Consider the following 23,669-nt stretch of genomic DNA (forward strand, 5'->3'; position numbering starts at 1 on the left):
CCCGGCGGTGCGCCCGCTCAGCGGTGAACCACCGGGCTCACAGGCCGAACGACGCTAAGAACGCCTAACAAAACCCAACAACGCTGTCATTGCGAGGAGCGCAGGGACTCGTCCCGTAGCGACGCGGCAACCCCGAAGGGCTCAGCGGAGCTAGTCTCCCTCGGTCTGCTGGAATCGGGAGATTGCCGCGCTCCTTTCAGTCGCTCGCAATGACGGCATGGGGTTTTGTTAGAGCCTCTAAAGCGCCCTGTGCCAAACCCCAGCGGGAAAGCCCCAGAGGGGCTTCAGCCATGAGCCGGGGGCTTTAGACCCCGGTGGCGGTCGAGCCTACTCCCCGAACTAGCCCGGCTCGTCGCCCGCTTCGTACGTGATCGCGGTGACCGTCAGCGACTCCTCGCCGCGCGGCGTGCGGAGCGTGACGACATCGCCCACGCGCTTGCCCACGACGGCTCGCGCGATCGGGGCGAAGAAGGCGACGCGGTCGGGTGCCGTCGCCGCCTCGTCCACGCCGACGATCGTGAACCGACGTTCCTCACCGTCGCTCGTCTGCAACGCCACCGTCGCGCCGAAGCGGACTTCGTCGGGCGGCTGCGTGCTCGGGTCGAGGACGCGGGCACTCGCGAGGCGGGCCGCGAGGTCGGCGAGGCGGCCAGCGACGACGGCGCGCTGCCGCTTCGTCTCGTCGCCCTCGCCCTGCTCGTGGAGGCGCGTGCGCTCCGCGTCGAGCTCGGCCTGCTCGGCGCGGAGGAGGGCGAGGCCGCGCGGCGTCACGTAGTTCGTCGCGCCCGGCGGCAGCGGTGGGCGTGGCGGGACGAAGACGGGATCGCTCGGGGCTTCTTCTTTCGTAAAGGCTCGGCTCATGGGCGTGCGCTACGGCGCGTCATCGGGCGGATCGTCGGGGAGGACGAGGTGGATGCGGGGCGGGGCGCCCACGCGGGCGATGACCTGGTCGTCCGGTGTCCCGCCGGCGAGGAGCGCGCGGCGCACGCTGTCGGCCGTCGCCGAGTCGGCGGTGACGACGAGGCGGAGCCGGGGGAAGCGGCCGAGGAGGTCGCGCCACGCGGCCGTCCGCGCCGAGTCCACGGGGAGCGCATACGGGCGGGTGGCGACGGCCTCGGTCGCCACGGCGTCGGCGTCGAGCCGGAGCGCTGCCGCGGCCTGCCGCGCGATCATGGTCTCGGCCTCGGCGGAGAGCGGGCGCGCGGCGGCGTACGTCACGAGGAGGCGGGCCGGCCCACTGCCCACGACGACCTCGGCCCCGAGCGGCTCCACGCCGTCGGGGAGGGCGAGGTTGCGGAGCGCGTTCGTCACCTGCCGGTCGAGCCGGTCGAGCGTGGCGGCCGGCGAGGGGTCGATGGACGAGGACGCGGAAGAGGAGACGGGGTCGGTGAGGGACGGGAGGTCGCCGTTCGAGGCGATGAGCTGGTCGAGCGCGAGCGTGATCGGCTCGCCGGCCGCTGCCGAAGCGTCGCGCTCGATCCGCACGCGGTCGCGCTCGCCGATCCACTCCGACGCGGCGATGCGGAACTGCACGCGCGACGTAGTCTCGCCGATCCTCACGCTGCGCGAGAGGACCGCCGCGTCGCCATCGGCCTGGAGGGCGGAGGCCGCGGCGTCGAGGGCGCGGGTGATGCGGGCCTCGCGGAGCACCTGCGTGAGCGACGAGGTGAGGGGGAAGGCGACGGCGGCGACGAACGCGAACACGAGGGCGACGCGCATCCACGGCGAGTCGAACACGCGAAGGCCGGAGAATAGCCGCATCCGGCTGATCCGCCCGGCGAGCCCCGGCAGGTCGGCCTCGCGGTGCCACCGCCGCGCGCGGTCGAGCACGTCGTCGCGGTGCATCCCCACGAGGAGGAACGCGGCCATCCCGCTGAGCACGATGCCGCCGAGGTTGGCGCCGAAGAGGAGGAGGCTCCCGTGGACGAGCGACCACTGCCACCCCGTCCCGATCCCGAACCCCGCCACGCCGAGCGGCGGGATCAGCGCCACGGCGATCGCCACGCCCGGGATCGAGGCCGAGAGCCGCCGCTCGCGCGAGACGGTCACGACGGCGCCCGCGAGCCCGGAGAACACGGCGATGCCGAGGTCGAGCGTCGTCGGCCGCGTCCGCGAGGCGATCTCGGGCGTGACCTCCTGAAAGGGGAGGAGGACGGTGAGGAGCGCCGCCACCGCGATCACGCCGACCGCACCGAGGAAGATCGTCAGCCCTGTCTGGACCGCCAGCCGCCCGTCGCCGACGGCGAGGGCGAGGCTGAGCCCGAGGAGCGGCCCCATCAGCGGCGCCACGAGCATCGCCCCGATCACGACGGCCGTCGCGTCGAGCGCGAGCCCGAGTGTCGCGATCGCGCCGGAGAGCATGAGCACCATCCAGAACGGGAGGTCCGTGTCCGTCGCCGCCTCCGCCGTCTCGACGTAGAGCGCCGGCCGGTCCCAGCGCCGCAGCCCGAACTTCTCTCGCGCCGCCTCCTCGATGGCAGACTCCTCGTTGGCGTCCTCTGCCTCAACGGCGGAATCCACGGCGGCAGGGTCCACGGTGGGGTCGGGCGATGCGGGCATAGGGCGTGGGAGACGGGAGGGTGCCTCCACTGACGCGAGGCGAGAGGGGAAGTTCTCCGCCGCTCACCCCGCCCCGACCACGAGGTCGCCCGCTGCCTCGGCGCGCAGCCGCGCCTTCGTCGCCGGGTGGAGGGCGTTCCAGTGCGTGTCCGTCAACGCGCCGTGGAGGGCGAAGAGGAGGAGCGCGTTCGTCGCGGGGAAGCGGTGCCGCACGATCCGGTACGCCATCACCGCGCCCACGCGCCGCAGCTCGGCCGCCGACGTGATCCCACACGCGCAGAGCCAGCCGACGCTCGTCGGGCCGAGGTTCTTGAGTGTGCCGAGGTCGGAGGTCGTCGCGGGCTTCGCCACAGGCGTCAGCGTTTCGCGGCGCGGGCGCGCTGCCGGGCACGCGTCTTCGCGATGTACGCCGCCGCATCCGGCGTCGTGCAGTTCGTCGCGCCGTGGTTCACCTCCACCGTTCCGATCCGCTCGGCGGCGGCCGTCGCTTGCGCCGCGAGCGCGTCGTTCCTCGTGCCGACGGCGATGAGCGCGTTGTTCATCGCGTGGCGGACGCGGTTCTTCTGGTCGTGGACCGTCCGCTCGATCCGGGCGAGGTACGGCGCGAAGAACGCGTCCGGGCGGCCGTCGTCGCGGAGGGCGTCGCGGGCGAGGAGGTTCCAGCCCGCCGCCTCGGTCCACTCGCCGTCGCTGTCGATCCACGCGTCGCGCTTGCGCTGCGCCCAGCCCGTCTGCGCGGCGAACTCCGAGAACGCATCGGTGAGGACGTAGCTGTCGAGGTCGGCGGCCCAGGCGTCGAGGAGGGCGTCGTCGGCGAGCGGGGGGTGGGCGACGCGGGTGGCGAGGACGCGGGCGTCGTGGTTGCCCGAGGCCCAGAGCGAGCGGGCGAGCGCGTGGTCGCGGCCGATCCGTTTGGCGAGCGTGCGGAGGTTGGCGTAGCTGACGCCGAACTGCGCGCCACCGACGCCGTGGCGGCGGTAGACCTTGCGGTTCTGCTCGGTCCCGAGCGCTTCGAGTTCGGCGAGTACGTCGTCGGTGGTCATAGCGGGGGCGAGGGGCATGGCAGAAAATACGACGCGTAAGGCGAGCCCCGGCATCGGCATCGGAGACGGCGCCATAGCTACGGGCAGCGCCGCCCCGGCAGCGCGCCGCCTCCGTCAATCCGAGGTTGCCCTATCCACCGCTCTCCTCCCTCCCGTCGCAATGCGCCACCCCGTGCTCTGGACGCTCACCGCTGCCGCCGCGCTCGGCGTCGCCGGCCTCGGCACGCGCCGCGTCCGCTCCGACCGACGCGCTGCCCACATCGAGGCCGATCTCCTCGCCGGGCCGTCCGCTCCCGGTGTGTTCTCGTCGGACACTATCGTCGGGCTGCCCGAGCCGGCGCAGCGCTACCTCCGCCACGCGATCGCGCCCGGTACGCCGCTCGTGCCCGCCGTCCGGTTGGAGATGACGGGCACGATGACGCCCACGCCCGACGCCGCCCGCGTTGCACTCCGCGCTGTCGAAGTGCTCGCGCCGCGTCGCGGGTTTGTGTGGACGGCCGAGGCACGGATGGTCCGCGTGCCGGTCCGCGTTCGCGATCACTATTTCGAGGGCGAAGGCGGCGTTCACGTCGCGCTCCTCGGCCTCGTCCCGCTGCCGTTCTCCGGCGCGCCCGAGGACCTCGCGCGGTCGGCGCGCGGGCGGCTCGTCGGCGAAGCCGTGTGGTGCCCGACGGCGCTCGTCGGGCCGGGCGTGCTGTGGGAGGCCGTCGATGCGGACCGCGCCCGATTCACGCTCGCGGTGGACGGCGTGCCCATCTGTGTGACGATTCGCGTCGGGCCGGACGGCGCGCTCCGCGAAGTCACGCTGGACCGGTGGGGCGATGTCGGCGTCGCGGGCTTCCGTCCGATCCCGTACGGCTTTGCCGTGGAGGCCGAGGCGACGTTCGGTGGCGTCACGATCCCGACCCGCATCCGGGGCGGGTGGTGGTTCGGCACCGACCGGTTCGACCCCGCCACGGCCGCGACGTTCACGGTGGCAAGCGCTCGGTTCGGTGCTCCCTGAAGCGAAGCCTGTAGGGGAAGGCCTGAGCGTGGGGCGAACCGTGAGCGCGCGCCTTACGCCCCGTGCCAGCGAAGGCTGAGGGATCACTCCATCCGCCCCTCGCACCGGAGGCGCGTGCGCGGTCGTACGCTCAGGTGGTGCGTGAGCCTCAGCCGGCCCGCACCGGATTCCGTCCACCAACGCATTCTGGAGGCACCGCCATGCGACACGCACTGGCATTCACACTCGCACTCCTCGTCCTCTCGTCCTCGGCGTTCGCCCAAGACCGCGTGCTGACGCACGACCGCTTCAGCGTCGAGATCGGCGGCGACGCCGCGTTCGCCACGCAAGACCTCGGCGCGGCCGACCTCGGCACCGGCTTCGGGTTCGACGTGGCGGTGGCGTACCGCTTCATGCCGCACCTCTCGGCCTACGGCGGCTGGGGCTGGCACCACTTCGGCGCCGATGGTCTTTTCACGGGGATGGACATGGACGCGGAGGAGACCGGCTACACGTTCGGCCTCCTCTTCGCGCACCCGCTGGGCTCGTCGCCCCTCGGCTACTTCGTCCGCGCCGGCGGCGTCTACGACCACATCGAGTTCGAAGGCGACCTCACGGCCGACACCGGGCACGGACTGGGCTGGCAAGTCGGCGCCGGGCTCGTCGTCCCCGTCGGGTCGAAGTGGCAACTGATGCCGGGCGTCCGGTATCGCTCGCTCTCGCGTGACCTCGACGTCGGCGACATCACGACGAACCTCGACCTGACCTACGTCACGGTCCACGTGGGCTTCGCGCGGACGTTCTGAACGGGCGGCGCGGGGCAGAGCCGTCCGGGTTCGGTCCCGCGCCTCCTTCCATAGCTGGAGGGGCAGCTGGCGTTGGCGTGGCGGGAGCCGGTCTATCTTGGCGCTCCCCACGCCGAAATCCGTTGAACCCGCCCGCTGCCGTTCCGCTCCGCCGTCCCGTCCTCTACGCCCTCACGGCGCTGACGATGGCGGCCTTCGCCGCGAACTCGGTGCTGTGCCGGCTCGCGTTGCAGACGACGGACGTGGACGCGGCGACGTTTACGTCGGTACGGCTCGCGGCGGGCGCCCTCGCGCTGTGGCTCGTCGTCCGCCTGCGCGGGCGAGGGGTGGCGGGCGGAAGCTGGGCGTCGGCGGCGGCGCTCTTCGTCTACGCGGCGGCGTTCTCGTTCGCGTACCTCTCGCTCACGACGGGGACGGGCGCGCTGCTCCTCTTCGGGGCCGTGCAGCTCACGATGATCGGGTGGGGGCTGGCGCACGGCGAGCGGCTCGGCGGCCGGCAGACGGTGGGCGTGGCGGCGGCGCTCGGCGGGCTCGTCTACCTCGTGTTGCCCGGACTCGAAGCGCCGCCGCTCGGCGCGGCGCTGCTCATGGCGGCGTCGGGCGTGGGGTGGGGCGCGTATTCGCTGCGGGGGCGCGGTTCGCGGAGCCCGGCGGCGGACTCGGCGGGCAACTTCGCTCGGGCGGTGCCGCTAGCGCTCGGGCTCAGCTTCGTCCTCTTCGCGCTGCCAGGAGTGGCGGTGCGGCTCGACGGGTTGGGCATTGCGTATGCCGTGCTCTCGGGCGCGTTCACGTCGGGGCTCGGCTACGTCGTGTGGTACGCCGTGCTGCCGTCGCTGCGGGCGGCGAGCGCGGCGACGGTTCAACTCAGCGTGCCCATCCTCGCCGCGCTCGGCGGGGTGGCGCTCGTCGGCGAGGCGATCACGCTGAGGCTCGCCCTCGCGTCGCTCCTCACGCTCGGCGGCATCGCGCTCGTGCTGCGGGCGCGGTGACGGGCGCGGTCTCGATGGCGTAGGTTTCCGGCTTCGTCCCGATCCGCCCGCCTGCCGTGCTCCGCAAAATCCTTCACATCGACATGGACGCCTTTTATGCGTCGGTCGAGCAGCGCGACGACCCGGCGCTGCGCGGGCGGCCCGTCGTCGTGGGCGGGCGGAGCGAGCGGGGCGTCGTCGCGGCGGCGAGCTATGAGGCGCGGCCGTTCGGGATCCGCAGCGCGATGCCGATGATGTGGGCGCGGCGGCGGTGCCCGGACCTCGTCGTCGTCCCGCCCCGGTTCGACGTGTACAAGGCCGTCAGCGCCGAGGTCCGCGCCGTCTTCCACCGCTACACCGACCTCATGGAGCCGCTCTCACTCGACGAGGCGTACCTCGACGTGACGGAGCCGAAGCTCGGTCCGGCGTCGGGCACGCTCCTCGCCACGCGCATCCGCGAAGAGATCCGCGCGGCGACGGGGCTGAGCGCGAGCGCGGGCGTTTCATTCGGGAAGTTCTTCGCCAAGACGGCGAGCGGCCTCGCCAAGCCCGACGGCCTCCGCGTCGTCACACCCGACGAGGCGCCGGCCCTCGTCGCGTCCCTCGCCGTCGAGGACTTCCACGGCGTCGGGCCGGCGACGGCGAAGCGGCTCCGCGCCCTCGGCATCTGCACGGGCGCGGACGTGCAGGCACGGAGCGAGGACGAACTGCGAGCGCACCTCGGCAAAGTGGGAGGGTGGCTTGCGCGCATCGCCCGGTGCGAGGACGACCGGCCCGTCCGCCCCGACCGCGAGCGGAAGTCGGTCGGCGTCGAGCGGACGTTCGCCTACGACGTGCGCGGGGCGGACGGTCTGCTGCACCAACTCGGCCCGCTCGCCGCCGAGCTCGCCCGCCGGCTCGCCCGGCACGGCGTGGCAGGGCGGACGCTCACGCTCAAGCTCAAAAGCGCCGCCTTCGCCAACTCGTCGCGCAGCACGACGCTGAGCGCGCCCGTCCACGCCGAGCACGACCTGCTCGCGCTCGGCGCCGCGCTCCTCGACCGCCCCGCACCGCCGACGGAGCCGATTCGGCTGCTCGGCCTCACCGCGTCGGGCCTCGTGCCCGCCGACAGCCCGCGCCAACTCGCCCTCCCGCTTCACTCTCCGAACGGGGGATAGACGCAAAAAAGGGCTGCCCCGTTGCCGGAGCAGCCCCTCAGAAGTCGGTGCCTCACGGGGAGGCGGAGACTCGCTTAGCCGAGGCGGGTAACGTTCTCGGCGGCCGGGCCCTTCTGGCCCTGCGTGATCTCGAACTCGACGCGCTCGCCCTCTTGGAGGGTCTTGAAGCCTTCGCCGTTGATCTCGGAGTGGTGGACGAAGCAGTCCTTCGAGCCGTCTTCGGGAGTGACGAAACCGAAGCCTTTGGCGTCGTTGAACCACTTAACTGTTCCTGTCGTGCGCATACTACTGTACCTAAACTTGTTGTGTGCCGGGCGCCTCGGCTCGGTGAATCCGTATCCGCCGGCGGCCCGTCTGAAACGCGAGTCCTGCGCCCCTCGCGATGGGCGTGAGCACAAAAAAAGGACCCAGGTCGATGATCCAGGTCCTTGCAACGCTGGTGCTGCCACTCCGAGGAGTGCGATCTGCTCGATGGGTCATGCTACGAAAAATCCGGCATAAGGTCCCGCGTTCACACCATATTCTTGAATATCGCGGCGGAAGCGCGAGACGGGCTGCCCGCTCTCGCCCGAGGCCGGGCCGTGCGGAGATGGTGGAGCGGCATCCTATATTATTCCAGCCACTTCGCCACCGAACCAGCGCCGTCGCATGTGGACTCAATACGTCATCTCGTTCGGGCTCCTCCTCGGTGCGTGGTCGGGGAGCGCCGCTGCGCAGGATACGAACCGGGGGAACGTGTACCGCTTCATCCTCGGCGTCGACGTGCCGGCCGAGCCCGCGTTCGTCGCCCTCGACCTCGCGCCGACGCGCGTGCTGCGCGGGAGCGCGCCGAAGCCGCTCTCGGCGACGGTGACGGGGACGTTCGCGGATGACACGATGCCTGCGGGGGTAGCGGTCAGCGTTGCGCCGTATTTCCTCGCGGGCGGCGGGATCCGTACGATGGAATCCTATCGCTCCCGCTCCGTCGGCGGCCGGCTGCTGCGAGTATTCACTAAAACCGTCGTGTCGTTCGGCGCTGCGCAGGCGCGCGGCGATCCGTCGGCGACGCTCGTCGGGCTTGCGGTCCGCTCGACGTTCCACGACCCGCACGACCCCGCGCTGAACTCGTCGCTGCCGGAAGATGTGGCGGCGCTCGTTGGCCACGACGTCCCCGCTGCGGAGGAAGACGTGGGCGGGTACGGTTCCGACCTCACGGTGGCGTACGCCCGCGCCCGTCGCGCGATGCGGGCGCGGAGCGGCGGCGGCGATCCGCAGGTCTCAGGCGGTTGGGGGATGGCAGGCCGGCTGGGCGGCGGCGTCTGGGGCCGCGACAGCCTCGGCACGCTCCGGCACACGTTCTGGCTCGGCGCCCAGGTCACGCTCAACCGCCGGTTCGACGTGCTCGGGACGGTCCACCTCCGCGATGCCTTCGGGTCGGAATACGCCCTCGTCGGAGCGGCGCTGCTGCGGAAGACGACGGCGCTGGACCTCATCGCCGAAGTCGTCTACGACACGGCGAGCCAGAGCCTGCATCCCAGCCTCGCGCTCGGCGCCCGCGTCCTCCCTAACGTCGGCGTCACGGCTGCGCTGACGACGCAGGTCCCGTTTGATGACCCCCGCGACGGACCACGTACGCTCGGTTTCCGAGCCTCCGTCCAGTGGTTTTACGCCTCCGACCGTTGATTCACCGACCTCCGAATCGCCATGACGCACGTCCGCCAACTCCGCCCGCTCCTCTTCGTTCTCGTCCTCACGACGCTCGCCGGTTGCTACTCTCACCGCGTCTCGGTCATCGGCACGAACCCCGGCGGGACGACTCCGCCCGCCACCGACTACGAGGGCACGATCGCGTGGTCGTTCCTGTGGGGCGTCGCCGAAAAAGTGCCGATCCCTTCGAACTGCCAGGGCCAGCCGCTCACCGAAGTCAAGGCGTCGTCGAACCTCGCCTTCGACCTGCTCACCGTCGCCACGCTCGGCGCCGTCGCGCCGGTCCGGCTCGATTGGCTCTGCGCGCGGCCGACGCCCGCCGAGGGCGAATTCCCGATCCCGTCCGACACGCCGCCCGATAATCTGCCCGAGAGGTCGCCCGATGCCCCCTGATCTCGACCCCATCATCCACACCGTCAAAAACCGGAAGTGGGAGAACTTCCACCGGACGGTGAATCAGAAGGTCGCCCGGCTCGTGGACGTGTGGAACGCCCGGCCGAACGTGGCCTCGTTCCCGGCCTACAACGCCACGACGGTCGCGTTGCAAGGGCTCATCGGCGAGGCGATCGCCGAGGGGCTGCGGCTGCGCGCGCTCGGCGGCGGGTGGTCGTTCACGCCCGTCGCGTTCACCGAGGGCGTCCTCGTCAACACGCGCCCGCTGAACTACCAGTTCAGGCTGGCCGACCAGAACCTCCACCCGGACTGCGGGCTCTCGGCGGACCACCTCGTCTTCGCGCAGTGCGGCGTGTCGGTCGCCGAGCTGAACACGAACCTGCGGGCGCGCGGCAAGTCGCTCCGCACGTCGGGCGCGAGCAACGGGCAGACGATCGCCGGCGCGCTCTCGACGGGCACGCACGGCTCGGCGCTCGGGGTGGGCGGGATGCAGGACTCCGTCGTCGCGCTGCACCTCATCACGTCGCCGGACCGTGATGTGTGGCTCGAACGGGCGTCGGCCCCCGTGCTCGGTGATGCGAGCGTGCAGTTCCTCGGCGCCGAGGTCGTGCGCGACGATGCGCTCTTCGAGGCGGCGCTCGTGAGCTTCGGCAGCTTCGGGATCCTCCACGGCGTCGTGCTCGAAGTCGACGACCTCTTCTACCTCCAGCAGTACCGCCGCCAACACCCGGAATCGCCCGCGACGTGGGCCGCCATTGAGCACCTCGACTTCTCCGGGCTCCAGCACCTCGGCCGTGATCCGAGCGTCCGCCCATACTTCTTCCAGGCCGTCTACAACCCGTACGACCGCGCCGACGGTCCGTACTTCACGATGATGTACCGCGAGGCCGCGCGACCCGCCGACTGCGTCCCCCGCAGCCGCGCCGGCGCGTGGCGCCCCGGCGACAGCGCCGCCGACGTGATCGCCCGGCTCACCGACGTCAGCCCCGAGCTGTCGCCCGCGCTCGTCAACGCCCTGCTCCCGCAGCAGTACGGCGACGTCGAGGGCGTGTGCGGGACGTGGGGCGAGATGTTCTGGGATACGTCGACGCGGGGCCGCGTGGCGAGCACGGCGATGGGGCTCCCGCTCGACCGCGTGCGCGAAGGGCTCGACGCCCTCTTCGAACTGAATGCGACGCACACCGTCCCCGCGCTCTTCGCCGTCCGCTACGTCCGCGCCTCGCCCGCGCCACTCGCCTTCACCTGCCACCCCGAGCACACCGCCGTCCTCGAGATCGACGGGCCGCACTCGAAGCGGATGTTGAAATTCTACGACGCGGTGTGGGAGCGGCTGCGCGATCTCGGCATCCCCGTCACGTTCCACTGGGGCAAGCTGCTCCCGCTCGACGCGACGGCCACCGACGGCTACGGCGCGGCCCGCGTCGAGGCGTGGCGCGACGCCCGCCACACGCTGCTCCCGACGCCCGAACTGCGGGCGGCGTTCACGAACGAGATGCTCGAACAGATCGGCCTCGACGGGTGAGGATCGCTGGACGAAGGCGAGGCGCACGGCGAACAAATCCGACGGCGCAGGGTCCAACGGATCCGCTCTCGATCTCTGCCCCTCCGTTATGTCCCGTCTCCCGCTCTGCCTCGCGCTCGCGCTCGCCGCGATGCTGTGGGCCGGTTGCCGCACCACCCTCCCCAACACGCCACCCGCCGTCCCGCCCGAGGCCACGACGCTCATCCTCACCGACGACGAGATGCCGCGCGTGCTCTACGCCTCCGCGTGGGGCGCCTTCGCCGAAGCCGGCTGGGATGTGACGGAGTATGACTCCGACGTGCTCCGGTTCGTGGCGCGGCGCGGGGGGATGGACGGCGAGGCCGAGGTCAACATCGAGTCGAACGCGCCGCGCGGGATTGCCGAGCAGGGGCGGATCGTGGTGAGCGTGGACCCCGCCGATTCGGACGCGCACGCCGTCCTGCTCGCCGCCGCCCGCGCGCTCGCCACCGTGCCCGGCCGCCTCTCCTTCCGCTGACCGTCTCCCCCGAGGGTGCCATGCCCCGCTCGCTCCGCCCCGCGCTCCTGCTCGTCGTGCTCGCCGCCGGGTGCGGCCCGACGCGGATCCCGCCGCCGCCCGCCACCTTCGACACGATCGTGCTGACGAGCGACTTCGCCGCGAACAAGCTCTACGCCGACGCTCTCGCGGCGTTCGTCCGCAACAACTGGGAATCGGTCCCCGACGAGACCGGCGGGCTGACGCTGCTGATCCTCCCCGACGGCGCCTCGGTCGACCCCGGCAAGCCCGATCTCCTACTTCGCGTCCTCGTGCAGCCGCTCGACCCCGAGACGGGCGAGCCCGTGCCCGACGACCTCGCCGAGTTGGAATACGGCGGCCCTGACCTCGCCCGGCGCGAGCTCGAAGACCGGCTCCTCGAGCAGAACGACGTCGACAGCCTCCGTGCCCTCGCCCGGCTCGACCCGACGAACGTCGGCAGCGCCGTGCTGACGGCGACGGTGGACGAGGTGAGCCCGGCGACGCGGGACGTGCTCGTCCGCGCCGCCAAGATCCTCGCCAGCGTCTCGGGCACGATCACGTACCGCTAGCGCGCCACCTCTTTTCTCCTCTCTCGATGGACTGGATCGACCTCCTGCAGTGGCCCGCGATGGCCGTCACCGTCGTTGCCACGGGGCTCGTCGGCACGCAGCGGCCCGGCTGGCGCGAGGCTGGCTTCTGGCTGTTCCTCGCCTCGAACGCGCTCTGGATCGCGTGGGGCTGGCACGACGCGGCGTGGGCGCTCGTCGTGCTCCAAGTGGTGCTCATCGGGTTCAACGTGCGCGGCGCGTACTCGAATGAGGAGGAGCGCGAGGAGGAGCAGGACGACGAGGCGTAGCCTACTTTACGATCTCCCGTCACCAATCCCTTCGCCCGATGGACGACCTCCAGACCCGCTTCGACGAAGCCGCCGACGCCGCGCAGAACCTCGACGAGCGGCCCGATAACGCCACGCTCCTCCGGCTCTACGCCCTCTACAAGCAGGCCACGGCCGGCGATGTGGAGGGCAAGCGCCCCGGCTTCACCGACTTCGCCGGCCGCGCCAAGTACGACGCCTGGGCCGAGCTCGAAGGGACCGACCCCGACGAGGCGAAGCGGGACTACGTCGTGCTCGTGGAGGAGCTCACCGGCTGAGCGATGCCGGGCCGGCGGGGTTATCTTCGGGCCGCCCTGCTGCCGCCGCTCTCCCACCGCCTGGACGCACGGACGTCTCCTCCTCGGCATCGCCGAGGGGCGCGGGCTCGGCTGCGCCGAGCCTCCGCACGTGAGCGCCTCGCCCGCCCAGGGCCGACGTTGAGGCGGGCCGCATCCACGCCGACCGCTCGCTGTCTCCTTCGGCTTCGCCCAACGCCCACCGTATGCCCCCGCCCTCCGAGAAGCTCCAGCGCACACTGACGCTGTTCGACGTCTACGCCATCAGCACGGGCGCGATGTTCAGCTCGGGGTTCTTCCTCCTCCCCGGCCTCGCCACGGCAAAGGCGGGGCCGGCCGCCATCCTCGCCTACTTCCTCGCCGGCGTGCTCGTGCTGCCGGCCATGTTCAGCCAGGCCGAACTCGCGACGGCGATGCCGAAGGCGGGGGGGACGTACTACTTCCTCGACCGCAGCCTCGGCCCGGTCGCGGGCACGGTCGGCGGGCTGGGGACGTGGCTCGCGCTCATCTTCAAGAGCGCCTTCGCGCTGATCGGGATGGGAGCGTACCTCGTCCTCTTCCTCGACCTCCCCATCAAGCCGGTCGCCCTCGCCCTGACCGCGGCCTTCACGGTGCTGAACATCTTCGGGGCGAAGGAGACGAGCGGGCTCCAGCGCATCCTCGTGGTGACGATCGTCGGCGTGCTGGCCTTCTTCGTGGCGCAGGGGCTCTTGGAGATCTTTTCGGGCGACGTGGCAGCGACGCACCGCCTCCAGTTCGAGCCGTTCCTGCCGTTCGGCACCGGCAGCCTCGTCGCGACGATCGGCCTCGTGTTTGTCTCCTACGCCGGGCTGACGAAGGTGGCGAGCGTGGCCGAGGAGGTGCAGGACCCCGACCGCAACATCCCGCTCGGGATGTTCCTCTCGCTCGCGACGGCGACGCTGCTCTACGTCGTCGGCGTCTACATCATGGTCGCCGTCCTCGACCCGGTCGAGCTCCGCGCGGACCTCACGCCGGTGGCTACGGCGGCCGAGGCGTTCTTCGACTGGTTCCCGGAGCCGGTCGGGCTCATCCTCATCGTGGCTGCGGCGATCGCGGCGTTCGCCTCCACGGCGAACGCGGGCATCCTCTCCGCCTCGCGTTACCCCCTCGCGATGGGGCGGGACCACCTCGTGACGCCGCGGTTCGCACACATCGGGAAGACGGGGACGCCGGTCCTCTCCATCCTCGTCACGTCCGCGCTGATGGTCCTCATCATCGTGGCGTTCTCGGCCGAGGGCGTCGCCAAGCTCGCGAGCGCGTTCAACCTCCTCGTCTTCGGCCTCCTCAACCTCAGCGTGATCGTGATGCGCGAGAGCCGGATCCCGTCGTACGTGCCGGGCTACCGCTCGCCGCTCTACCCGTGGATGCAGATCGCGGGCATCGTCACCGCCGCCGTCCTCATCACGACGATGGGCGCGCTCTCGATCGGGTTCACGCTCGCCGTGATCGTCGTCGGCATCGCGTGGTACTTCTACTACGCCAGCGCCCACGTCGAGCGCGAGGGGGCGATTTACCACTTGTTCGAGCGGCTCGGGCGGCGGCGCGACGAGGGGCTCGACAGCGAACTGCGGACGATCCTGAAAGAGAAGGGGATGCGCGACGAGGCCCCGTTCGAGAGCCTCGTCACCCGCGCCGCCGTGCTCGACCTCGACGCATCGGTGCCGTACGAAGCGCTCATCGACCGGAGCGCGGCCGTGCTCGCCGACCGCCTCGGTGTGCCCGCCGAGCGGCTCCGGCAGGGGTTCATCGACGCGTCGAGCTACGGGGCGACGCCCGTCGTGGCGGGCGCGGCGCTGCCGCACCTCCGCCTGCCCGACATCGCGCAGGCGGAGCTCGCGCTCGTCCGCTGCCGCGCGGGCATCCGGCTCGAAACGGTCGCCGAGGAGGCGGACGGCACGCGCGCGGCGTCGGAGGCGGTCTACGCCATCTTCTTCCTCGTCAGCCCGGCCGGCCATCCCGGCACGCACCTCCGCATGCTCGCCGGCCTCGCGAGCCGGCTCGACGAGGAGCACTTCATGGAGGAGTGGCAGGCGGCGACGAACGAGAAGGAGCTGAAGGAGGCGCTCCTCCACCACGAGCGCTACCTCTCGCTCCACCTCGACCCCGGCACGGCCGCCGCGGATTTCGTCGGGAAGGCGCTGCGCGAGCTCCGGCTCCCGCCCGGCAACCTCGTCGCGCTCGTCCGGCGGCGCGGCCGGCTCCTCGTGCCGAGCGGCAGCACCGTGCTCGAAGAGGGCGATCAGATCACGCTCATCGGGAATCCCGAGGGCATCGCCCGGCTCTACGAGACGTACGGCTGAGCCAGGCCCGGGCGTACCTTTCGTTCCCTCTCCCCGCCATCCGATCTCCGTCATCCGAACCATCCCATGCGCCCGCTCCCGTTCCGCCCGCTCGTCGCCCTCGTCCTGCTCGCCGCCCTCACCCTCGGCGGCTGCTCCAGCCGCGCCGCCCTCGACGAGGGGCCGAGCGAGATCGAGCTGCTCCGCGAAGACCTCAACGCGGCCTACGCCGAGATCGACCGCTTGAAGGCGCAGAATGCGTCAATGGAGCGGCAGCTCCGCGAGGCGATGGACCGCGCCGCTGGCGGGGCCAGCAACGGCGAGCGCGGCGAGACGGTCGCCGTGCTCCCGACGGACATCCTCTTCGCCTCCGGCAGCGCCGAGCTCACGCCGGAGGGTGTCGCCGAGCTCGCCAACGTCGCCGCCCGCCTCCGGGCCGAGTATCCCGGCCGCGAAGTCCGCATCGAAGGCTCGACCGACGACAAGCCGATCGGGCCGAACCTGCAGTCGAAGTACCCGAGCAACTGGGAGCTCTCGGCCGCGCGCGCGAGCATGGTCGCCCGCCACCTCCAGTGGACCCACAACCTCGAGGGGACGGACATGGAAGTCGTCGGGCTGGCGCAGTACCACCCGCTGACGTCGAACGCGACGCCGGAAGGGCGGCAGCAGAACCGCCGCGTCCGCATCGCGGTGATGGGCGAATAAGCGAACCCTCTGGGCGAGCGAGCCCGGTGCGTCCGAGAAACGTGCCGCGCCCCACCTGCCATGGCCCCATCGAACGCCGCGCCGACGCGCCCCGTCGCGGAGACCCTCACGGAGTACGGCCGCGGGCTGGCCGGGGGCCTCCTGTTCAGCCTCCCCCTCCTCTACACGATGGAGGTCTGGTGGCAGGGGCACCTCGCGCCGCCGGGCCGGCAACTCGCCTACGTCGTCGGGATGTTTGGCCTGCTGGTGGCCTACACCCACGTTGTCGGATTGAGACAGGATCGGAGCCTGCAGGAGAACCTCCACGAGGCGCTCGAAGCCGTCGCGCTGGGCCTGTTCGCCGCGGCCGTCGTCCTGACATTGGCGGGCCGGCTGTCGCTGGAAGGCATCTCGGCCGTGACCTTGGGGAAGCTGACGATGGAGGGGATGGTGACTGCCATCGGCGTGGCCGTCGGGACGACCCAGCTTGGGGCGAGCGAGGGGGAACAGGACTCGGGCGAGGAGAGGGACGAGCCGGAGCCGCGCGGCCTGCTGGCCGAGGTGGCCTTCGCCCTGCTCGGGGCCGTGCTCGTCGCATCGAACGTGGCACCGACCGAGGAGATCTTGCTCATCGCGGTCGAGACACACACGGTATCGCTGCTGCTGATCGTCGTGCTGTCGCTCGGGTTCGCGCTGGGCATGGTGCGGTACGCGGGGTTCCGGGGAGCCGGCCGGCTGGAGGACGACCCGCTGGCCGGGCACCCACTCTGGGGTAGCGTGGTCACGTACGCCGCCGCCCTCGCGGCCTCGGCGGCGATGCTATGGGCGTTCGGCCGGTTCGACGGGGCGGGGTGGTCCGAAGTGGTGCGGCAGATCGTCGTGCTCGGGTTGCCGGCCGTCCTCGGCGCGGCGGCCGGCCGGCTTCTGCTCGGGGGGGAACCGTCATGAGCGACGAAAAGCAACGGGCCAACGTGCTGGAGAAGATCGTCGCCGGACTCGGGGCGCTGCTGCTCCTCGCCGTCGTCGCACTCCTCGTGCTCGATCTCGCGAGCCACGCGGGCGAGCCGGCCGATCTCCGGGTGGCGCTCGGGGCGCCGGTCTCTCGAAGCGGACAGGTGTTCGTGCCGGTGCGCGTGCGGAACGTGGGCGGGCACACAGCGGAGGAAGCGGTGATCGAAGTCTGCGCGAGTAGCTCGAATTGCGCCACGGTGTCCTTCTCGTATGTCCCCCGCGGCTCGGCGCGCGAGGGAGTAGTCGGCTTACGGGCTCCGCTGGAGGCAGCGCCCACGGCCCGTGTGACGAGCTACCGTACGCCGTGAGGGGGAGGCGCCCGCGTCGCGGGCTCGTCAGCGTGGAGAGGCCCGGAGCCCGACGCGCGCTGATGGGTTAGACCCGGGCGCCGTCACGCTCTTCCGACCATGCTCGTCCCCTTCCTCGCCGCGCTCTTCCTCGCCACCGTCCACGTCTTCGCGGGCAAGCTCCGCTTCCTCGACGCCGTCCCGCGCTCGGTGTGGCTCTCGGGGGCGGGCGGGGCGAGCGTGGCGTACGTCTTCCTCCACCTCCTCCCCGAACTCGCCCACGGGCAGGAGACGCTCGCCGAGGCGATGGGCGAGGCGCTCCACTTCCTCGACGCGCACGTGTGGATCCTGGCGCTCGTCGGGCTCTCCGCGTTCTACGGGCTCGACAAAGCGGCGCGGGAGAGCGAGGGCGAAGGCGAGCACGTCGAGCGCGGCGTGTTCTGGCTCCACGTCGTCTCGTTCGGGCTCTACAACGCGATCATCGGCTACCTCTTGCTCCACCGCGAGGACCCGACGCCCGCCGCCCTCGCGACGTACACCACCGCGATGGCGCTCCACTTCGTCGTCAACGACTACGGGCTGCGGCAGAACCACCCGCGCCTCTACCACCGCATCGGGCGGTGGCTGCTCGGCGCGGCGGTCGTCGCGGGCTGGGTCGTGGCGGCGCTCGTCCGGTTACCCGAGCCGGTCGTCGTGGGCGCGGTGGCGTTCCTCGGCGGCGGCGTGATCCTCAACGTGATGAAGGAGGAACTCCCCGAGGACCGGAAGAGCCGGTTCCTCCCGTTCGCTGTCGGCGCGACGCTCTACGCCGCGCTCCTCGCCGTCACCTGAGCCCTGCCCGTTCCGCGTGCCGAACGCTGTGGATCGAACGCCGCGCGGGCTCGCGCGTTCTGCTTCTTCTCTCACCTCTCCCCTCCCATGTTCGACACCGCGAACGAAGACCTCGTCATCCTCGCCGAGATCGCCCTCGCCCTCGTATGCGGCGGCGCGATCGGGCTCGAACGCGAGCTCGCCGGCAAGTGGGCCGGCCTCCGCACGAACATGCTCGTCTGCTTCGGCGCCGCCCTCTTCGTGAAGACGAGCCAGATCATCGTGCTCACGACGGTCCCGCTCTGGGAGAGCTCCGGCCTCTCCGACTCCGCCTTCAGCGCCGACCCCGTCCGCATCGTGCAGGCCATCGTCGTCGGCGTCTCGTTCGTCGGTGCGGGGGCCGTCTTCCGCGACCCGGACAAGAACGTCGCGCGCGGGATGACGACGGCGGCGACGCTCCTCGTCGTCGCGCCCATCGGGATCGCCGTGGCCGAGGGGCGCTACCTCCTCGCCGTCGGCGCGACGGTCCTCGTCATCCTCGTCCTCCGCGTGCTCGACTGGGTCGAAGAGCGCTTCATTCCCGACCGCACCGACGCCTCGTGATCCCCATCCCCGACACCGACGACGCCCTGCTCGCCGAGTGCGACGTGGACACGTTCCGCTCCGGCGGGAAGGGCGGCCAGCACGCGAACAAGACGGAGTCCGCCGTCCGGCTCCGCCACCGCCCGAGCGGCCTCGTCGTGACGAGCCAGCAGGAGCGGAGCCAGCACCGGAACAAGCAGATCGCGCTCGACGAGCTCCGCCTCCGCCTCGTGCGGCTGAACTTCAAGCCGCCCCGCCGCGTCAAAACCAAGCCGACGAAAGCGTCGAAACGCCGTCGGGTCGAGGCCAAGCGCAAGCGCTCGGAGAAGAAAAAGCTCCGCCGCCCGCCCCGTCTCGGCGACTGATTCCCCTCTCCCCTCATCCGATTCTGTCATGGCGAAGAACCACGGACCGAGCGTCAAAAAAGACGACACCTACGAAGAACTCCGCGATAAGGGCTACTCCAAAGAGAAGTCCGCCCGCATCGCGAACGCGCAGGCGAACGGCGGGCAGCACCCGTCGAAGAAGGGCGGCCACGCGAAAAAGTACGAGGATCGCACGAAGGACGAACTCTACGAGCAGGCGAAGCAGGTTGGCATCGAGGGCCGCTCGAAGATGAGCAAGAGCGAGCTGATCGACGCGCTCCGCAACCACTGAGTGATCGCGGAGTGTTCCGGTGGGGGCGGGAGGTGGTAGGTTTGGCTTCTCCCAACGCCCCTGCCGATGAAGCGCTCGCTCGTCCTCGTCCTCCTTGCCGTCGCCCTCGCGACGGCGGCCACGGCCCAACCGGACCGGCCCTTACGCCCGGTCCCCCTCGTCGCTGGGCAACCCGATACCGTCCTCGTCGCCGATCTCTTCCCGGACTCCGACGGTCTTTCGTTCGGGGCGAGCGACGAGGTCGAGGCGCGCTACGATGCCGCAGTGGGCACGCTCGCCCTCACGGCGCGGAGCGACTTCGAAGGGCTCGCGCTCGTCCCGTTCCGCCAGCGCGGCGAGGCCTTCGTGCTGCCCGTCCGCTCGCGCGTCCTGACGCCGCATCGCTTCACGTTCCGCGCCACCGCGCCGGTCAGTGAGGTGTTCGTCATCGGCCAGTTCAACGACTGGAGCCGGAGCGCGACGCCGCTCGCCGATCCCGACGGCCACGGCGTGTGGGAGACGACGGTGCCGCTCGAGCCGGGCCGCTACGAGTACAAGTTCACCGCCGACGGCGCCGAGGTCCTCGACCCCGATAACCCGGCGCGCGTGCCGAACGGGCTCGGCGGGACGAACAACGTGCTCACGATCCCGCCGCGCCACACCGCCTCGGTCGATCTCCTCACGCTGTCCGCCACCGACGACCACCTCCGCTTCGCTTTCCTGCGCGACGGCGCGCCCGCGCCCGTGCGCCCCAGCGACGTGGTCGCGCTCGTCGGGAATCGGCCGGTGGCGAGCGAGGCCGTTTCCGTCGAGGGGCACGAGGTCCGTGTGCGCCGCATGCCTGAGATGGACGGCGAAACCGCCCGCGTGGCGGTTCGGCAGGGCGGCCAGGCGACACGCTTCGCGACGGTAACGCTCGGCGACGACTTCGCGTGGCGCGACGCCGTGCTCTACCAGATCCTCGTCGACCGCTGGGCCGACGGCGACCCGGCGAACTCCGTCCCCGTTCCGCACGACTCGGTCGCCGCGCGGGCGAACTACCACGGCGGCGATTTGCAGGGCATCCTCGACAAGATGAACGAGGGCTACTTCGACTCGCTCGGCGTGAACGTGCTCTGGCTCTCGCCCGTCGTCGAGAACACGGACCGGGCGTACCGCGAGTACCCGCCGCCGCACCGCTATTACACCGGCTACCACGGCTACTGGCCGACCGACCCCGAGGCCGTCGAGGGGCGCTTCGGAGATATGGACCTGCTGCGCGACGTCGTCGACGCGGCGCACGCGCGGGGGATGAAGGTGCTGCTCGACTACGTCGCCAACCACACCCACGAGGAGCACCCGTACTTCCAGCAGCACCGCGACTGGTTCGGCGTGCTCGATCTCCCCGATGGGCGGAAGAACCTCCGGCTCTGGGACGAGCACCGCCTCACGACGTGGTTCGAGCCCTACCTCCCCAGCTTCGACTTCGAGGGCTCGGAGGAGGCCTTGCAGGTGATGACCGACAACGCCGTGTGGTGGATCGAGACGAGCGGGGCCGACGGCTTCCGCCACGACGCCGTGAAGCACATCCCCAACCGCTTCTGGCGCACGCTGACGCGGAAGCTCCGCGCCGTCGACTCCGTCCGCGTCGCGGAGGGCGAGCCGCCGCTCTACCAGATCGGCGAGACGTTCGGCTCGTACGACCTCATCGCCAGCTACGTCACTCCCGGCCAGCTCGATGCGCAGTTCAATTTCAACCTCTACGACACGGCGAAGTACGTCTTCCTCGACCCCGACGCCGACTTCGCCGTGCTCGACGCCGAGATGCAGAAGACGCTCGACGTTTACGGGCCGGACCACGTCATGGGTACCCTCATGGACTCCCACGACAAAGCCCGCTTCCTCGCCTACGCCGACGGCGACCTCGCCCGCGACGCCGCCGACGACAAAGAGATCGGCTGGCTGACGGACATCGCCGTGGACGACCCGGCGAGCTACCGCCGCGCCGAGCTCTACCTCGCCTACCTCCTCACCACGCCCGGCGTCCCGACGATCTACTACGGCGACGAGATCGGGATGACGGGCGCGAACGACCCCGACAACCGCCGCCCGATGCGCTTCGGCGACGACGTCACGCCAGACGAGCGGGCGCTGAAGGAAGACGTGGCCGCCCTCGTACGCCTCCGCCGCGAGCGCGAATCGCTACGGCGCGGCGGCTTCCACACGCTCCGCGCCGAGGGCGACTTGTGGGCGTATCTCCGCGCCGGGGCCGAGGGCCGCACGCTCGTCGTGCTCAACAAAGGCGATGCGCCCGAAACCTTTGCGCTCGATCTCCCCGCGCCGCTCGCGTCCCGCGCCGCGCGGGACGCGCTCACCGGCGAGGCCGTGTCCGTCGCGGGCCGGCGCGTTACGCTCGCCGTTCCCTCGGTCGGCTACCGCGTCGTGGACCTCGACTAAACAGCGAAGGGCGACCGTGAGGCCGCCCTTCTTGCAGCATCGCGCAATGTAATGCTACGGCTTCTCGAGCGCCACGAAGTCCGCGCGCTCGCCGATGCCGGCGGAGACGGTGTTGACGACGTTCACGTTGAACGTCTCGACGCGCTCGCGCGTGCGGTCGTAGATGGTCCCGGTGAACTCGACCTCTTCCTGCCCCTCGGCCACCTCGATGGCCTTCTCGTTCTCGGCAAAGAAAACGCCTTTGTATTCCTTGCCACGGAAGGTCTTAACGGGGTAGGCGTACCCTTGCCCCTCGACCCCGTTGAGTTCCGCTTCCTTCAGCGTGTAAATAGCCACAGTGACCTCTCTCTGTTGATCCGACGAACACGTCACTCGCCCGCCGGGTGTGTGCGTTCGGCAGCGAGCCTTTAGTTTATCGCTTACGGGTTTCCCCCACGCTTGTTCTCGCCGCCATGCTCCACGCTGTTCCCACCTCCTGGCTCTCGTCCAAATTCCGAATCGAAGACGGAGGTCGGGACGTCGGGCAGCTCGACCTGGCGGCTATCCGTGAGCGCGCCACGTTCACCGTCAAAGACGTGGAGTTCGCGTTGTATCGCGAGGGGTTGGTGAGCGGCGATTTCGTGCTGGACTTCCACGGCAGCGCGATCGCCGTCGCGCAAAAGCCGAGTGCGTTCCGGCAGCGCTTCACCCTGTCGTTCGACGAGCGGCACTACACGTTGGAGGCGGCATCTGTCATGGGGCGAACCTTCGTGCTGCGCGAGGGCGACGTGGAGGCGGGGCGCGTCAGCCCGGTCGACTGGTTCAGCAGGAAAGCAGAGATCGACCTCCCCGAGTCCGTGCCACTGCCGATTCAGGTGTTCTGCTTCTGGCTCGTGCTGATTCTGTGGAAGCGTGCCGCGGCGGCGGCTTCGGGATGATGCGCTCCGTCCTCCGCCGCGTTCCACCTCAGGCGTTGCTGCTCGCCATCGTCGGACTCGCCGTGGCGCTGCGGGTCGGCGTCGTGGCGGCGAGCGGTGGGGGACTAAGGACGACGGATAGCGGGTACTTTTTCGGATATGCAGAAGACATTCTGTCTGGCGCGCCTACGGCGGACCGGTCGAACGGGTATCCGCTGCTCATTGCCCTACTCTCTCTGGCGCTGCCGGGTGCGTGGGTTTCGATGGCGCTCGTGACGCTGAATGTCGTGGCGTCGGGGGCGGTCGTTGCGCTCGTCGGGTGGATCGGGAGGAGGGTGGGCGGGTGGGATGTCGGACTGCTCGCAGCGCTGGGAACGGCGGTGTACCCGAACCAACTCAACTACGTCCGCTACCTCCTCACCGAGGCGCCGGCGACGTTCCTGCTCGTGGCGGCGGTCTGGCTCCTGCTGCGCCGCCGCGCGCCGATATCGAGTGCGGTCGTAGCGGGCGGATGCCTCGGCCTCGGCGTGCTGTTGCGTTCGTCGCTGCTAGGCGTAGGCGTCTTCCTGCTCGTCGTGCTCGTCGCGTATCGCCGGCCCTGGCGAGAGGTCGCGGGGCTAGCGGTGGGCGGGGGGCTCATCCTCGCGCTCAACCTCGCGCTCATCGCGAGCGGCACGATCGCGCCGACGCGGCACACCGGGCCGAACATGCTGATGGCGATCCAATCCTCGTCGACGGAGGGCATCGTGTTTTCCATCGAGGCATTTTCCGAGGAGGAGCAGGCGCGTCCGCTCGCGACCTACCTCCGTTTTGCCGCCGAGCGGCCCGCGACGTTCGTCCGGCAGCGGGCCTCGGCGCTGTGGGAGCTGTGGGGGCCGTGGCCTGAACCTGGCGACCCCGACGATCCGAGGACCGTGCCGGTGCGGCTGCTCATCGGGCTACGCTTCGTGCTCATCGTGCTTGCGGCGGCGGGGCTCGCGCAGCACGTCCGCGACGAGCGGGCGTGGCTGCTCGCCGCCCCGATCCTCGCCATCACCGCGATCCACGTCGTGTTCTTCGCGGTGCCGCGGTTCACATACGTCGTAGAGCCGCTCGCGGCCGTGCTCGCGGCGTGGTTCGTGGCGGACCTCGCCGCGCGGCACCGACGCGCGGGCTCTAGGGGCGTGCGCTGAGACACCGGGGGTTCGTGTTTGTTTTGCATTCGTTTATATCCCGGCACGCCCTACCTTGAACGTCTGCCCTCCT

Annotated in this window: 28 protein-coding genes; 22 read left to right on the forward strand and 6 right to left on the reverse strand. The window is 70.8% G+C overall.

Going from position 1 to position 23,669, the window contains the following annotated elements:
- Positions 1-339 precede the first annotated feature (339 nt).
- From ABJF88_10640 to ABJF88_10655, 4 genes are all read right to left on the reverse strand, one after another.
- Positions 340-861: a GreA/GreB family elongation factor gene (locus ABJF88_10640; GenBank protein ID MEP0547378.1), complete on the reverse strand. Its 522-nt coding sequence runs from the start codon at positions 859-861 to the stop codon at positions 340-342.
- 9 nt (positions 862-870) lie between these two features.
- Positions 871-2,559, reverse strand: a complete 1,689-nt coding sequence (locus ABJF88_10645; GenBank protein ID MEP0547379.1) for a TIGR00341 family protein — start codon at positions 2,557-2,559, stop codon at positions 871-873.
- A 63-nt stretch (positions 2,560-2,622) separates the two neighbouring features.
- Positions 2,623-2,910 carry a TfoX/Sxy family protein gene (locus ABJF88_10650; GenBank protein ID MEP0547380.1) on the reverse strand — a complete coding sequence of 96 codons (288 nt, stop codon included), beginning with the start codon at positions 2,908-2,910 and terminating at the stop codon, positions 2,623-2,625.
- Positions 2,911-2,915: 5 nt separating this feature from the next.
- Positions 2,916-3,602, reverse strand: coding sequence for a DNA alkylation repair protein (locus ABJF88_10655; protein ID MEP0547381.1), 687 nt, complete (start codon positions 3,600-3,602; stop codon positions 2,916-2,918).
- Positions 3,603-3,762: 160 nt separating this feature from the next.
- Between ABJF88_10655 and ABJF88_10660 the strand changes: the two genes are divergently transcribed.
- From ABJF88_10660 to dinB, 4 genes are all read left to right on the forward strand, one after another.
- On the forward strand, positions 3,763-4,605 hold the full coding sequence (locus ABJF88_10660; protein MEP0547382.1) for a DUF6544 family protein: 843 nt from the start codon (positions 3,763-3,765) through the stop codon (positions 4,603-4,605).
- A gap of 200 nt (positions 4,606-4,805) precedes the next feature.
- Positions 4,806-5,390: an outer membrane beta-barrel protein gene (locus ABJF88_10665; protein MEP0547383.1), complete on the forward strand. Its 585-nt coding sequence runs from the start codon at positions 4,806-4,808 to the stop codon at positions 5,388-5,390.
- A gap of 185 nt (positions 5,391-5,575) precedes the next feature.
- Complete coding sequence (locus tag ABJF88_10670) at positions 5,576-6,379, forward strand: DMT family transporter (protein ID MEP0547384.1); 804 nt, start codon at positions 5,576-5,578, stop codon at positions 6,377-6,379.
- Between the two features lie 56 nt (positions 6,380-6,435).
- Complete coding sequence (gene dinB, locus ABJF88_10675; protein ID MEP0547385.1) at positions 6,436-7,515, forward strand: DNA polymerase IV; 1,080 nt, start codon at positions 6,436-6,438, stop codon at positions 7,513-7,515.
- Positions 7,516-7,589: 74 nt separating this feature from the next.
- Here dinB and ABJF88_10680 read toward each other — a convergent pair whose 3' ends face one another.
- A complete protein-coding gene (locus tag ABJF88_10680; GenBank protein ID MEP0547386.1) occupies positions 7,590-7,799 on the reverse strand; it encodes a cold shock domain-containing protein in 210 nt (69 codons plus the stop codon).
- A gap of 364 nt (positions 7,800-8,163) precedes the next feature.
- Between ABJF88_10680 and ABJF88_10685 the strand changes: the two genes are divergently transcribed.
- From ABJF88_10685 to ABJF88_10760, 16 genes are all read left to right on the forward strand, one after another.
- Positions 8,164-9,177 (forward strand): hypothetical protein, encoded by a 1,014-nt coding sequence (locus ABJF88_10685; protein MEP0547387.1) that lies wholly within the window; start codon positions 8,164-8,166, stop codon positions 9,175-9,177.
- 21 nt (positions 9,178-9,198) lie between these two features.
- Positions 9,199-9,594 (forward strand): hypothetical protein, encoded by a 396-nt coding sequence (locus ABJF88_10690; protein ID MEP0547388.1) that lies wholly within the window; start codon positions 9,199-9,201, stop codon positions 9,592-9,594.
- Positions 9,584-11,116 carry an FAD-binding protein gene (locus tag ABJF88_10695; GenBank protein ID MEP0547389.1) on the forward strand — a complete coding sequence of 511 codons (1,533 nt, stop codon included), beginning with the start codon at positions 9,584-9,586 and terminating at the stop codon, positions 11,114-11,116. The genes ABJF88_10690 and ABJF88_10695 overlap by 11 nt, the downstream gene beginning before the upstream one ends.
- An 88-nt stretch (positions 11,117-11,204) precedes the next feature.
- Entirely contained in the window at positions 11,205-11,612 is a 408-nt protein-coding gene (locus tag ABJF88_10700; GenBank protein MEP0547390.1) for a hypothetical protein, read from the forward strand.
- 20 nt (positions 11,613-11,632) lie between these two features.
- A complete protein-coding gene (locus tag ABJF88_10705; protein ID MEP0547391.1) occupies positions 11,633-12,181 on the forward strand; it encodes a hypothetical protein in 549 nt (182 codons plus the stop codon).
- A 26-nt stretch (positions 12,182-12,207) separates the two neighbouring features.
- The gene (locus ABJF88_10710) at positions 12,208-12,468 is read left to right on the forward strand and encodes a hypothetical protein (protein MEP0547392.1); all 261 of its coding nucleotides are present in this window, start codon (positions 12,208-12,210) and stop codon (positions 12,466-12,468) included.
- A 38-nt stretch (positions 12,469-12,506) separates the two neighbouring features.
- A complete protein-coding gene (locus ABJF88_10715) occupies positions 12,507-12,764 on the forward strand; it encodes an acyl-CoA-binding protein (protein MEP0547393.1) in 258 nt (85 codons plus the stop codon).
- A 224-nt stretch (positions 12,765-12,988) separates the two neighbouring features.
- Positions 12,989-15,103, forward strand: a complete 2,115-nt coding sequence (locus ABJF88_10720; GenBank protein ID MEP0547394.1) for an amino acid permease — start codon at positions 12,989-12,991, stop codon at positions 15,101-15,103.
- 66 nt (positions 15,104-15,169) lie between these two features.
- Positions 15,170-15,787, forward strand: a complete 618-nt coding sequence (locus tag ABJF88_10725) for an OmpA family protein (GenBank protein ID MEP0547395.1) — start codon at positions 15,170-15,172, stop codon at positions 15,785-15,787.
- 60 nt (positions 15,788-15,847) lie between these two features.
- A complete protein-coding gene (locus ABJF88_10730) occupies positions 15,848-16,714 on the forward strand; it encodes a TIGR02587 family membrane protein (GenBank protein MEP0547396.1) in 867 nt (288 codons plus the stop codon).
- The gene (locus tag ABJF88_10735) at positions 16,711-17,085 is read left to right on the forward strand and encodes a hypothetical protein (GenBank protein ID MEP0547397.1); all 375 of its coding nucleotides are present in this window, start codon (positions 16,711-16,713) and stop codon (positions 17,083-17,085) included. Before ABJF88_10730 ends, ABJF88_10735 begins: the two co-directional genes overlap by 4 nt.
- Before the next feature lie 99 nt (positions 17,086-17,184).
- Positions 17,185-17,895, forward strand: a complete 711-nt coding sequence (locus ABJF88_10740; GenBank protein MEP0547398.1) for a hypothetical protein — start codon at positions 17,185-17,187, stop codon at positions 17,893-17,895.
- A gap of 87 nt (positions 17,896-17,982) precedes the next feature.
- Positions 17,983-18,477 carry an MgtC/SapB family protein gene (locus tag ABJF88_10745; protein MEP0547399.1) on the forward strand — a complete coding sequence of 165 codons (495 nt, stop codon included), beginning with the start codon at positions 17,983-17,985 and terminating at the stop codon, positions 18,475-18,477.
- The gene (locus ABJF88_10750) at positions 18,474-18,821 is read left to right on the forward strand and encodes a peptide chain release factor-like protein (protein MEP0547400.1); all 348 of its coding nucleotides are present in this window, start codon (positions 18,474-18,476) and stop codon (positions 18,819-18,821) included. Before ABJF88_10745 ends, ABJF88_10750 begins: the two co-directional genes overlap by 4 nt.
- Positions 18,822-18,849: 28 nt before the next feature.
- Entirely contained in the window at positions 18,850-19,113 is a 264-nt protein-coding gene (locus tag ABJF88_10755) for a Rho termination factor N-terminal domain-containing protein (GenBank protein MEP0547401.1), read from the forward strand.
- 66 nt (positions 19,114-19,179) lie between these two features.
- Positions 19,180-21,528, forward strand: a complete 2,349-nt coding sequence (locus ABJF88_10760) for an alpha-amylase family glycosyl hydrolase (GenBank protein MEP0547402.1) — start codon at positions 19,180-19,182, stop codon at positions 21,526-21,528.
- 54 nt (positions 21,529-21,582) lie between these two features.
- Here ABJF88_10760 and ABJF88_10765 read toward each other — a convergent pair whose 3' ends face one another.
- A complete protein-coding gene (locus ABJF88_10765; protein MEP0547403.1) occupies positions 21,583-21,864 on the reverse strand; it encodes a hypothetical protein in 282 nt (93 codons plus the stop codon).
- Between the two features lie 116 nt (positions 21,865-21,980).
- Between ABJF88_10765 and ABJF88_10770 the strand changes: the two genes are divergently transcribed.
- Together ABJF88_10770 and ABJF88_10775 are read left to right on the forward strand one after the other, a co-directional pair.
- Entirely contained in the window at positions 21,981-22,445 is a 465-nt protein-coding gene (locus ABJF88_10770) for a hypothetical protein (GenBank protein ID MEP0547404.1), read from the forward strand.
- Entirely contained in the window at positions 22,412-23,596 is a 1,185-nt protein-coding gene (locus ABJF88_10775; GenBank protein MEP0547405.1) for a hypothetical protein, read from the forward strand. Before ABJF88_10770 ends, ABJF88_10775 begins: the two co-directional genes overlap by 34 nt.
- Positions 23,597-23,669 lie beyond the last annotated feature (73 nt).

This window comes from Rhodothermales bacterium, from assembly GCA_039944855.1.
GTDB lineage: Bacteria > Bacteroidota > Rhodothermia > Rhodothermales > JANQRZ01 > JBBSMX01.